This window comes from Pseudomonas cichorii (assembly GCF_019719005.1).
Classification (GTDB): domain Bacteria; phylum Pseudomonadota; class Gammaproteobacteria; order Pseudomonadales; family Pseudomonadaceae; genus Aquipseudomonas; species Aquipseudomonas cichorii_E.
On sequence record NZ_JAIGPJ010000006.1, the window covers coordinates 1 to 11,552 of the forward strand.

Genomic DNA, 11,552 nt, shown 5'->3' on the forward strand with positions numbered 1-11,552 from the left:
ATACAAAACGCCCGATGCGGTGCATCGAGCGTTAGGGTGAAATAGGTGTAAACCTATTTCAGGACTAGACAGCGGCGCAGTTCCTTGAGGCGGTTCACAGCCAATGGCAGCAACAGGGCATTGCCCCGGTGCAGGTGCTGGCCGGCGCGTCCGAGGTGGGCCGCGAATTTGCGGCGGCCCATGCCGAAGTGGTATTTACCGCCCAACCGGATTTGCAATCCGCGCAAGGCTTCTATGCCGATATCAAGCGCCGCATGAGCAGGCTGGGGCGTCAGCCTGAGAGCCTGAAAGTCATGCCCGGAATCCTGCCGGTGATTGGCTCCAGTCAGGCGGAGGCCGAGGAGCGTTATCAGCAGTTACAAGCGCTGGTAGAGCCGGAAGTAGGTTTGTCGCTGCTTTCGGATATCGCGGGTGGCTCTGACCTGTCCGGCCTGCCGCTGGACGGGCCGCTGCCGGAACTGCCGCCGACCAACTCCGGGGTCAGCCGTCAGCACCTGCTGCGCGATGTGGCGCAAAAGGAAGGGCTGAGCATTCGCCAGCTTTACTTGCGCATGGCCGGGGCGCGGGGGCATAGGGTCCTGATCGGCACGGCGGCCTCCATCGCCGATGAGCTTGAATACTGGTTTGTCGAGCGCGGGGCGGATGGTTTCAACATCATGCCGGCGTTTCTGCCCGGCGGGCTGGAGGATTTCGTCGATGGCGTGATTCCCGAATTGCAGCGCCGGGGATTGTTTCGCCGCCAGTACAGCGGTCACGGCTTGCGTGATCATCTCAATTTGCGCCATCCCAGGGGAGAGAAAAACCATGCCTGAAGCTGCCAGAAATGTCGTTCAACCCACGGTGGTCGGTGAACGAATTGAAATCCGTCCGGGACGCTTCATCAATATTGCCCGGCACACCGGAGCGCCGGAGGAAAAGCGCGTCTTGTTTTTCTGCCACGGCAGCGGCGGCAACAAGGACCAGTGGCGTGAGCAATGGCAAGTGCTGGCCGCCCAGGGCTTCCATCTGGTGGCCTGGGACATGCTCGGCCATGGCGTCAGCGACAAGCCAAAGCAAGCCGAGGCCTATGCCTGGAACGAACTGGTGGACGATTACCTTGAAGTACTGCGTCGCTATCAGGGCGCACGCAATACGCTCATTGCTCACTCGTTCGGCACCGGCCTGACCCTCAGCGCATTGGCAAAACTTCAGCAGACCGGCAGCACCGCAAACATTGAAAGCGTATTGCTGCTCGGCTCGCTGCTGAGCCGTCCGCAAGGCAGAAACCCGATCCTGTCCTTGCCCGCCTGGCTGCTGGAACGACTACGTCCCTGGCTGGCAAAAGGCTTCAAGGACCGCGCCTGGCACCCGACAGCCGATCCGGCACTGATTGCCTACGAACAGCAACTCACCGAGCGCAATCCGCTGTATGTGTTCAAGTCCCTGATGACCCAGGCAAGCTGGCCGACCTTGAGCGAGCTGGACAGCATCACGATCAGAACCCACGTCATGGCCGGAGAAACCGACGGCCTGACTCCGGCCGCCAGCGGCGAGGCACTGGCGCAGAGATTGCCGAATGCCAGTTTTGAGCTGCTGGAGGCGTGTGGGCATCAGTTGATGCTTGAGAAGCCGCAGGCGGTGCTGTTGGCGTTGGGGCGGCTATTGGAGGGGGCGGTGCGTCCAGTGGGGTGACTGGATGCGATGAAAACGGTACAGGCTGTGTGAAAACTACTGCGCTCGGTCATTCTGCGTTGAAAACAGGCTCGTGCGCGAGTCTGATCGGAATGCTCATTTACAGCCAGTAAAGTCGAGCGCGAATCCGACCGTTCCTCGCCAGTTATTGAACGTCCCATGTCAGAAATTCCTCCAGTTCTTCGTCAAGGCTGTCTGCAACGTAGTCGCCAAGGATACCGCCCGCAATACTGCCAGCGACATCGTCTTTGAAATAAACTCGGTCTTGCATTGGCGCATTCTGACCCTGAGTATATTTTTGTTCGGTGAGTCATCAAGTTTACACGCCAGTGCAAACTTAATGAGGGTAGCAACCTGTGCGCAGCGAGAATGACTGGTACCTCGGCGGAATAAAATTTACGTAAGATCGTGTAAATCCTTTCCAAGGGGTGGGCCGATTTGCCAGTCTGAAAAGAGCACCTTTAATCCTCCTCTTTTTGGGCTGCACGCCATAGGACCAACGAGATAGCTTGATGAGGCGGGGAACGGGCATAGTCTGACCAGAGGCCAATAGGCACCATCAGAAGAAACCTGAAGACGCAGAACATTATCAATTAGCGTAGCCCGCATCCAAAAGTCGGTTGGATCTGCTGAATATTTCCCTGTCGCCCAATCTGACTTTCCATCCGTGAGAACGCTGCCTAGCATGGGGTGGCCATCGCTTAACTCTATGCCGGCTTTTATCCATTGGCGTTCGTTTACTCTGATCATGATGCCTGCTTGATCATAAAGTGTTTCAAACTCACCCCGAATACGCATCTGGCAAGTGAAACTGGACGGTGCTCTGATCCCAAGAAAATGCCCGTTGTCGTGAATGAAGCCGTAGTGGGTCTCACGCCAAAAGTCTGTATTGTCATCAGTCAGAATTTCTAAAGAGCCGTCAGAGCGACCGTTGTAGATTTTTGGCGCGTTAAGCCAACTGCCTTTGAGCAGCTCATTACCTGTGTCCATACTGCATTTCCTCAGCTGAATTTTTCTCTAAAACCCGTTTTGGAGCTGCTCCCTCAACCCCCTTCATGCTGCCTGCGATAAGCCCCCGGCTGCACCCCGATCGCCTTATTGAACGCCCGGGTAAACGCCGCAGTCGATTGATACCCCACGGCAGTCGCCACTTGCTCAACCGTCCTGTTTGCCTTGAGAAACTGGCAGGCGTGGCGCATGCGCAGGGCGAGCAGGACCTGACCCGGTGACTGGCCGGCCAGTTCGTTGAAGCGTTTGAAAAAGGCCGAGCGTGAGAGGCCGGTGCAGGCGGCCATGCTTTCCAGGCCCCAGGGTTGTTCCGGGTGTTCGATCATTTTTGCCAGCAGGCCTGCAAACGCCGGGTTTCTGGCCAGGGCAACCATGCCGCCCAGTGCCGGGTTGTCGGCAACGTGCTGGCGCAGTACGTACAGAAACAACAGGTGGCTGAGGCGTTCGAGGATTGACGAGGAGGGTGCCGGTAGCCGCTGGCATTCCTGCAGGATCAACTGGAACAGGCTGCGAGCGGCATCGGAGGAAGGTTCGTCGGCGCGCAGTATCAGCCAGTCGGGCAGGGCTTCGATCAGCAGTGACGACAGGCCTGACTGGAAATGGAAAAAACCACAGACCAGCCCGACGCCATCGGTGGCGCTGCTGTTCAGTGCCTGCATCTCGATGCGTGGCTGGCTGCGGGCGTCTTCGGGTTGTGCCTCGTTCGACAGCCGATAATCCAGGTCGCGCAGCAGGAATACCGCATCGCCGGTATCGAGCCGTTTCGGTTGGTCATGCCCTTCGATATGCAGCCAGCAATTGCCCTGAACCACCAGATGGAAACTGGCCCGCGCCAGGCCATGGGTGCTGGCGTGCCAGCCGCCACAGTAGCGGCCCACGTGGAACAGGTTGGCATCCAGCTCTAGGCTTTCTAATAACCAATCGATAACAGGACTTGACGAAATCATCTAAGGGAAACACTCAGGAGCAAGTAATTGCGACTTTAGAATATGGATCGAAATTCTTATAACCAACAGACTGGGACCCATCTTGTATCAAGGAGTCCACTCCATGTCTCGTGTCACTGTTCACTCCGTGCAAAGCGCTCCCGAAGCGGCAAGGCCCTTTCTGGAAAAGGCTCAGGCGACTTCAGGGTTCATCCCCAACCTGCTGGGCGTGCTGGCCAATGCCCCAGCGGCGCTGGAAACCTACCTCACCGTTTCGGGGCTCAACGCCAAGGCTGAGCTAAGTCTGGCCGAAAGGGAAGTCGTACAACTGATTGCCGCCACTACCCATGAATGCAGTTTCTGTGTGGCAGGTCATACCGCGGTGGCCCTCAACAAGGCTAAATTGCCGAAGGAAGTCGTCGATGCCTTGCGTGAGCGCGGCGAGTTGCCCGAGGAAAAGCTCGAAACACTGGCTGATTTTACCCGCGCCGTCATCGCGACTCGCGGTAATGTCAGCGACAGCACTTATGAAGCGTTCCTGGCCGCCGGTTACAGCCAGGGCCATGCGCTGGAAGTGATTCTGGGTGTCAGCCTGGCGACCTTGTGCAATTTTGCCAATGTCTTTGCCAGAACACCGCTCAACCCTGAACTGGCCCAGTACCAGTGGCAAGGTCCTGAACATTAATACGTGGCACGGGAGAAACATCATGCTCGACTCCGAATCAGGCCGATGGCTGGACACACATGCCAATGCGCTTGACCTTGGCAGCCAGGACCCTGAGCAGGTGCTTGCGCAACTGGTAGCGGGGGATGTGCTGGGTGTGGGGATCGACGCGGCCCAGGGCGGCAGCGGCGGTGATCTGAGCGATGCCGTGGAAGCGGTTGCAGAAGTCGCCGGTCATTCCTTGGCCGCAGCTTTCGTGTTGTGGGGCCAGCGGGCTTTTATCGAGTATCTGCTGCACAGCCCCAATGCGGCATTGCGTCAACGTCTGCTGCCGGATTTGCTCAGTGGTGATCTTGCGGGAGCAACCGGCCTTTCCAATGCCATGAAGTTTCTGTCGGGCATCGAGACGCTGCAGGTCAGCGCCCGTGAGCAGGAAGGCCACTGGCAACTGAACGGCCGCCTGCACTGGGTCACCAACCTGCGCAAAAGCGGTTTCGTGGTAGCGGCTGCCATCGAGCATGAACAGGGCGGCAAGCCCTTTATCCTGGCGATTCCGCAATCGGTCAGCGGTTTGCAACGCACGGACGATCTGCAATTGATGGGGCTGCAATCCACCAATACGGCGGCTCTGGATTTCCAGGATGTCCAGTTGAGCAACGACTGGCTGCTGCATGACGATGCCCGGCAATTTCTGCCCGCGGTGCGTCCGGCGTTTCTGGGATTGCAATGCGGGATGTCCATTGGTCTGGCTCGACGAGCCTTGAAGGAAGTCGACAGTCACTTGCAAGGTTCACGTTCGGTGCTGCGTGGCGAGCTGGATGAATACCGGCTCCAACTGGAAAACGCCGTGAGTGATCTCAAGCGTGGTCTGCTCGACGGGCGTTTCCTGACGCAACCCGCGGCACTGTTTCGTTTGCGCATTGCCCTGGCCGAATCGGCTGCCAGTGCCGTGCAACTGGAGCTTCAGGCCAGCGGCGGCAAGGCCTTTCTGTGTGAGTACGGCAGCGCTTTTGCGCGGCGTTGGCGCGAGTCGGCCTTTTTGCCGATCGTTACGCCGAGCCTGGTGCAACTGCGTGCCGAGCTGCGCCGACACGCCGGGGAAAACGCCGCATGAGCCGACTCCTGTTGCAGGCATCGTCCATCGTCCTGGGGTACGAGCGGGACAATGGCTGGGAAAACGTGCTGGAGAACTTCGACCTGCAACTGGCCAAGGGCGAAGTCGTGTCCATTCTTGGCCCGAGCGGTGTGGGCAAATCGAGTCTGCTGCGCGTACTGGCCGGTTTGCAGACGCCTCGCGAAGGCACGGTGAGCCTGCTGGGCGAGCCGCTGCAAGGTCCTCATCCGCGAGTGGCGGTGGCTTTTCAGGACCCAAGCCTGTTGCCGTGGCTGACCCTGGAAAAGAACGTCGCCTTCGGTCTGGACTTTGCCCGTCAGCCGCAACTGAGCGACGTCGAGCGCCAGGGACGTATCGATCAGGCCATTGGTGAAGTCGGCCTGGAGCACGCCCGCAGCTATTACCCGGCGCAGCTTTCCGGTGGCATGGCGCAACGTACCGCACTGGCCCGCTGCCTGGCCCGTCAGCCGCAAGTGTTGCTGCTGGACGAGCCGTTCGGTGCGCTGGATGAAGTCACCCGTGCCGACATGCAACACCTGTTGCTCAAGGTCATCGCCCGGCATGGCACCGCGGCGTTGCTGATTACCCATGACATAGATGAAGCGCTGCTGCTTTCCGACCGTATCCTGCTACTGGGCAACACCCCGGCGCGGGTGCTCGGCGAGTGGCGTATCCAGTTGCCTCAGCCTCGTGCCGAGCTGGTGGATGAACTGGGCGCACTGCGTATCGAGATCCTTAAAACCCTTCGGCGGGCGAGCCGCAATCCGCAACGTAACCCTCAATCGCTGGATCTGCCGGAGAATGGCCATGTGCCTGGACGATTTCACTCACACACGTCGTGACTTTCTGAAACTCAGCGCCATGCTTACCGCAGCCGGTGCCTTGCCGTTGCTCAACAGCCTGGAGGCGAGGGCGGCTGCCGAGCCGGATGCGCCTGTGCGAATCGGCTACCTGCCGATTACCGACGCCACGCCGCTGCTGGTGGCGCACAACAACGGCCTGTTCGAGGCCCAGGGCATCAAGGCCGAACGTCCCGTGCTGCTGCGCAGTTGGGCGCAGGTCATCGAGGCCTTCATTTCCGGGCAGGTCAACGTCATTCACCTGTTATCACCGATGACCGTCTGGGCGCGTTATGGCAGCAAGGTCCCGGCCAAGGTGGTTGCCTGGAACCATGTGGGCGGTTCGGGCCTGACCGTCGCGCCGCAGATCAACGAAGTCCGGCAACTGGGCGGGCAGACCGTGGCCATTCCGTTCTGGTACTCGGTGCATAACGTGGTGTTGCAGAACCTGCTGCGCGACAACGGCCTGGTGCCGGTGAGCAAAGCGGCCACTGCCACACTCGCAGCCAACGAAGTGAACCTGATCGTGCTGCCGCCTTCCGATATGCCGCCAGCCCTGGCGAGCAAGCGGATTGCCGGTTACATCGTCGCCGAACCGTTCAATGCTCTGGCCGAAGACCTCAAGGTCGGACGTATCCAGAGGTTTACCGGCGACCTGTGGCGCAATCACGCCTGTTGCGTGGTGTTCATGCACGAGCATGATTTGAACAACCGCCCCGAGTGGTCGCAGAAAGTGGTCAACGCCATCGTTCAGGCTCAGGCCTGGACCCGAGATAATCGTGCCGAAGCAGCAAAACTGCTTTCCAAGGACGGCACCAACCGTTACACGCCCCATGCGCAATCGGTGCTGGATCGGGTGCTGTCGCCACAGGCCAGCGAGCGGCAAGGTTATCTGGCCAGCGGTGCCATTCAGCACAGCCAATGGGACGAGCATCGCATCGACTTCCAGCCTTATCCGTTCCCCAGCTACACGGAAGAGCTGGTGCGCCGCCTCAAGGACACCCTGATCGAAGGCGACAAGGGCTTTCTCGCCAATCTCGATCCAGAGTTTGCAGCGCGGGACCTGGTGGACGACCGCTTTGTGCGCAACAGCATTCAAGCCAGTGGTGGCCTGAAAACCTTCGGGCTTGCGGATAACTTCGAGCGTACCGAGGAGTTCGGCTTTTGAGCGAGGTGAAACGTTCAACTACCGGGCACGCACTTTTGGGCGTGGCCGGCCTGTTATGCCTGCTCGCCCTCTGGTGGCTGGGCGTCAGCTTTTTTGGCGAAACGGGCGGCCTGTCGGAGCGCTTTTCGCCGGAGTCGACCTTTGCCAGCCTGTGGGAGCTGCTCGGACGGCCTGAGCTGTACGAGCACATAGGCGTGAGCCTCAAACGGATTTTCGTCGGCCTGCTGCTGGCGCTGTTGATCGGTGTCCCGCTGGGCTTGCTGATCGGCGGCTCCCGGACGCTGGAGGCGGCAACCAATCCGGCCTTTCAACTGCTGCGCATGATTTCGCCGCTGTCGTGGATGCCAGTGGTGGTGATGCTCATGGGAGTTGGTGACCAGCCGATCTACTTCCTGCTGACCTTTGCCGCCGTCTGGCCGATCCTGCTCAATACCGTGGCAGGTGTACGCCAGCTTGATCCACGCTGGCTGCAACTGAGCCGCAGCCTGAGCGCCACGCGATGGGAAACCCTGCGCAGGATCATCATTCCGGGCATCCTCGGCCACGTGCTGACCGGCACCCGACTGTCCATCGGCATCCTGTGGATCGTGCTCGTGCCTTGCGAAATGCTCGGTGTCAGCGCCGGGCTGGGTTACTTCATCCTCGATACCCGTGATCGACTGGCCTACTCGGAGCTGATGGCCATGGTGCTGGTGATCGGCGTGCTGGGGTTCATGCTGGATGCGGCGGCGCGTGGGCTGCATCGGCGGTGGGCGCATTGAGGGGCAGCCCACCTCGTAGGAGGGGGCTTGCCCGCGACGCTATTTTTCCGGCTTCACAAACCGCAACGTAAACCTGTCCGACTCGCCAATTGCCACATACTTGGCCTTGTCCTGCTCACCCAGTTTCAGCGCCGGTGGCAGTGTCCAGACGCCCGCCGGGTAATCCTTGGTGTCTTTCGGGTTGGCGTTGACCTCGCTTTGCGCTTCCAGTTTGAAGCCTGCATCGGTGGCCAGTTTCACCACGTAATCGGTGGGCAGGTAGCCGCTTTTCTTGATGCTTTCCAGATCGGTGCCGTCTTTGGCGCGGTGGTCGACCACACCCAGCACTCCGCCCGGTTTCAGCACCTTGAAGAAGGCTGCGAATGTTTGCGGCGCATCATCGGCAAGTACCCAGTTATGCACGTTGCGGAATGTCAGGACCCGGTCGGCCGAGGCGGGTTTGCCGAAGACGGGTGTCTTTGGATCGAATTCGATGAGTTCAGCCTTGCCGTAGCGCTCCGGATCGGCCTTGAATTTCTGCTTCAGACCATCGGCGGCTTTCTTGTAGTAGTCGCCTGAGGAGGGCGCTTGCAGAGCTGCTATGTAATGCCCGTGATCCTTGAGCAAGGGCGCAAGAATCTCGCTGTACCAACCGCCACCGGGCGTGATCTCGATGACTGTCTGGTTGCTCTGCAAACCGAAGAACTTCAAGGTTTCCTGCGGATGGCGATAGTTGTCGCGCACGCTGTTTTCCTTGGCTCGCCATGAGCCCTCCAGCACGTTCTTGTACTGCGCATCGCTGATCGAGGTAACGGGTGCAGCCGCCTGGCTGAAGGATGAAGCGAGAAGGGTGGAAAAGCCTAAAGCAAGAATCCTGGCGTTCATGATCGTCCTTAGAATGTGTCTAGTACCGGTATTGACTGTACTGGCAGATCGGTCTGGCAAATTAGACTTTGTGGCGCTAAGGATAGAACCGGGCAGGTTGTACGACTGTGGTTTACACAGTGCTGTAGGACCGGATTCATCCGGGAAGACATTCTTCCTGATCCATTAGATGCAGTGGATATACAGGCCTCTTCCCGGATAAATCCGGTCCTGCAGGTGCTATCAGTCTTAATACCTCACTTCAACCCCCACATAAGCCCCGATCCCGTCTCCCGGATACAACGACGCCGTATCCGCCCCCGCCGCGTTGTACTGCGGCGTGACTGCCGAGACATACGCCTTGTTCGCCAGGTTCTTGAGGTCCAGTGAAACCTTCCAGTCGCCCTTGGGGGCTTCGTAGCCGATGTTGGCTCCCCAGATGGTGTACGACGGCGCATAGAAAGTGTTGGCGTAATCCACGGCGGTTCGGGATGCCGATTGCACGTTGATGCCGGTGTAGACGCCGCCGTGATGCCGGTATTGCAACTCGCCCTGATAGACGTGGCTGGGAATACCGGGTAACTGGTTGTCGCCGAACGTTTCGTCGTTGCGGTAGTGGAAGTCGTTCCAGGTGTACACCTGACGCCAGCGTAACTGGTCGCCCTGCGGATTTTCCCAGAGGCGGGTGGTCAGGCCGGCTTCCACGCCCTGGTGAATGGTGGGCGAGGCATTGAAGGCACCGGTCACGGCTGCGGAGGTCGAGGTCGCGGCAATGAACTGCACGTTAAGCAGTTCGTCATGAATCCATGAGCGATACAACGCCAGGCTGCCGTCGAAGATCCCGGACGAGCCCTTGATGCCCACCTCGAAGGTATTGGCTTTCTGTTCTACCAACGGGCGGATGTAGGGCGTGGTAGGGCCGGAGCCTGAGTATTCCCAGGACGCGGGTGGATCGATGGAGCGGCTGAAGTTGGCGAACACTTGCAGTTGCGGGTTGAGTTCATAGCGCAGGCCGATACGCGGGGCGATGCTCCAGTTGTCGTAGTCCTCGTGAGTGGCGAAAGTCGTGGTGTTGGGGTTGACCGCCTGATCGATATTGATCTTGCGCTGCACATTGATGAACGACACGCCGCTGGTGAGCCATAGCCGGTCTATCAGGTTGAAGTCATTGCCCAGCGAGATGACCCGGTCGGCGGAGTTCTTGTAGTTGACCTGCTTGAGCGGGACCTTTGAGGCCGTCGCTGAATTGACCTCGCCACGCAGGTGCTGGGTGGAGGTGAAGGCAATGGAGCTGCGGCTTTCATGGCCAAACCAGTTATCGATGCGCTCGTAGCCCGCGAGCAGGTTCAGGTCATGCCAGTCCCAGTAACTGGGGTTACTCGGGCTGTCGGGATTATTGTTGTGGGCATAGTCGTGATAGGCGAAGCCCAGGGTCAGGCGTGCATCGTCATCGAAGGTGTAGATGGTTTTGCTGCCCAGCCACAGGCTGCCGGGTCGACGGCTGCCCGCACCACTGGACTCGGCCGTGGCGCTGGCGCGTCGGGGATTGTTTTTGATTGCACCCAAAGTGGTTGCGCTGGGGTCGTCATGAAACTCGTCGCGGTAGCGCAGCATCAGGCGGGTTTCCAGTTTGGGGCTGAAGCGGTAACCCAGGTTAGCGACCACGCCAGAGCTCTTGGACAGGCTGTAGTCGCGATAACCTTCGTTGCGGTAATTGTCGACGTTCAGGTAGTAGTCCAGCGGGCCTTCCACACCCCCGACACTCAACGCCTGCTTCTGGTAGCCGTAGCTACCGGCCTCGGCGCGCAAGCGCAGGCCCGGCGCGGTATAGCCACTGTGGTTGACGAAGTTCACCGCGCCACCCAGGGTCAATGCGCCGTACTGAAAAGCGTTGGCACCGCGCAATATCTCGGTGTAATTCACGCCCGAGGCATTGAGGAATTCATAGGGCGTGCCGCCGGGCCCGGTGATCGGCAGGCCGTCGAACAGGAACTTGATGCCTTCGCGAAAGTAGCCGGGCGAAGTGTTGGCGCCTGAGCCTCGAATGGAAATTTTTGCCGCATCGTTGCCGCCCGTGGACTGCACGAAAACGCCGGGCTGATAGCCAAGGGTGTCCTGCAGGTTGGCGGTGCGGCCTCTTGCTACTTCTTCGCTGTCGACCACGCTGGTGCCGCCGGGTACTTCGGCCAGCTGGCTCCTGGCGTTTTCAGCTTCAGACTGGCGGGTTCCCTGGACAGTGACGGTGCTCAGCGTTGAGTCTGCGGCACAAGTCATGGTCGGAATCAGCAAGGCGCATCCCAGCCCCATCGTGAAAGAGGCATGGCGGATGGCCAGGCGCAATCGGTCCTGTTGTATGGCGTGCAATGTATGTCTCCCAAGTTCGTCGTTAAAAGGTATCGGCGTTCTATGGGCATAGTCAGGCCAGTCTTGGACCTTGAGCAGGTTTTGTGCCAGATGTTAGATGCCCGGAAAGTGGCTGTTCGGGCGTAGGTCTTGCTAAAGAAGTGATTGAAAATCGTAAAGTTTGTCGGTGGGCTGTTGCAGGGTAAACAGTAGTG

The 11,552-nt window shown here is 59.3% G+C and carries 12 protein-coding genes; 7 read left to right on the forward strand and 5 right to left on the reverse strand.

Annotated features, from left to right (window positions below):
* Nucleotides 1-128 precede the first annotated feature (128 nt).
* A complete protein-coding gene (locus K5D32_RS07175; RefSeq protein WP_409372861.1) occupies nt 129-812 on the forward strand; it encodes an LLM class flavin-dependent oxidoreductase in 684 nt (227 codons plus the stop codon).
* Nucleotides 805-1,671 (forward strand): alpha/beta fold hydrolase, encoded by an 867-nt coding sequence (locus K5D32_RS07180; protein ID WP_221599599.1) that lies wholly within the window; start codon nt 805-807, stop codon nt 1,669-1,671. The genes K5D32_RS07175 and K5D32_RS07180 overlap by 8 nt, the downstream gene beginning before the upstream one ends.
* A 145-nt stretch (nt 1,672-1,816) precedes the next feature.
* Here the strand turns inward: K5D32_RS07180 and K5D32_RS25905 are convergent, their stop codons facing one another.
* The 3 genes from K5D32_RS25905 to K5D32_RS07190 all read right to left on the reverse strand — a co-directional run bounded on the left by K5D32_RS25905 (nt 1,817) and on the right by K5D32_RS07190 (nt 3,626).
* Entirely contained in the window at nt 1,817-1,942 is a 126-nt protein-coding gene (locus K5D32_RS25905) for a hypothetical protein (protein ID WP_260407281.1), read from the reverse strand.
* A 125-nt stretch (nt 1,943-2,067) separates the two neighbouring features.
* Nucleotides 2,068-2,661 (reverse strand): DUF1349 domain-containing protein, encoded by a 594-nt coding sequence (locus K5D32_RS07185; protein WP_221576258.1) that lies wholly within the window; start codon nt 2,659-2,661, stop codon nt 2,068-2,070.
* A gap of 53 nt (nt 2,662-2,714) precedes the next feature.
* A complete protein-coding gene (locus K5D32_RS07190; RefSeq protein WP_221595712.1) occupies nt 2,715-3,626 on the reverse strand; it encodes an AraC family transcriptional regulator in 912 nt (303 codons plus the stop codon).
* Between the two features lie 103 nt (nt 3,627-3,729).
* Between K5D32_RS07190 and K5D32_RS07195 the strand changes: the two genes are divergently transcribed.
* From K5D32_RS07195 to K5D32_RS07215, 5 genes are read left to right on the forward strand one after another with little or no spacing between them, the layout of a single operon-like run.
* Nucleotides 3,730-4,290 carry a carboxymuconolactone decarboxylase family protein gene (locus tag K5D32_RS07195; RefSeq protein WP_221599600.1) on the forward strand — a complete coding sequence of 187 codons (561 nt, stop codon included), beginning with the start codon at nt 3,730-3,732 and terminating at the stop codon, nt 4,288-4,290.
* A gap of 22 nt (nt 4,291-4,312) precedes the next feature.
* Nucleotides 4,313-5,383, forward strand: a complete 1,071-nt coding sequence (locus K5D32_RS07200) for an acyl-CoA dehydrogenase family protein (RefSeq protein WP_221599601.1) — start codon at nt 4,313-4,315, stop codon at nt 5,381-5,383.
* The gene (locus K5D32_RS07205; protein ID WP_221576254.1) at nt 5,380-6,225 is read left to right on the forward strand and encodes an ABC transporter ATP-binding protein; all 846 of its coding nucleotides are present in this window, start codon (nt 5,380-5,382) and stop codon (nt 6,223-6,225) included. The genes K5D32_RS07200 and K5D32_RS07205 overlap by 4 nt, the downstream gene beginning before the upstream one ends.
* Nucleotides 6,191-7,390 carry an ABC transporter substrate-binding protein gene (locus K5D32_RS07210; RefSeq protein WP_221599602.1) on the forward strand — a complete coding sequence of 400 codons (1,200 nt, stop codon included), beginning with the start codon at nt 6,191-6,193 and terminating at the stop codon, nt 7,388-7,390. The genes K5D32_RS07205 and K5D32_RS07210 overlap by 35 nt, the downstream gene beginning before the upstream one ends.
* Before the next feature lie 5 nt (nt 7,391-7,395).
* Complete coding sequence (locus tag K5D32_RS07215; protein WP_221576365.1) at nt 7,396-8,151, forward strand: ABC transporter permease; 756 nt, start codon at nt 7,396-7,398, stop codon at nt 8,149-8,151.
* Between the two features lie 39 nt (nt 8,152-8,190).
* Here the strand turns inward: K5D32_RS07215 and K5D32_RS07220 are convergent, their stop codons facing one another.
* Both K5D32_RS07220 and K5D32_RS07225 read right to left on the reverse strand, forming a co-directional pair.
* Complete coding sequence (locus tag K5D32_RS07220) at nt 8,191-9,015, reverse strand: class I SAM-dependent methyltransferase (protein WP_221599603.1); 825 nt, start codon at nt 9,013-9,015, stop codon at nt 8,191-8,193.
* Nucleotides 9,016-9,243: 228 nt separating this feature from the next.
* Nucleotides 9,244-11,358: a TonB-dependent receptor domain-containing protein gene (locus K5D32_RS07225; RefSeq protein WP_260407282.1), complete on the reverse strand. Its 2,115-nt coding sequence runs from the start codon at nt 11,356-11,358 to the stop codon at nt 9,244-9,246.
* Nucleotides 11,359-11,552 lie beyond the last annotated feature (194 nt).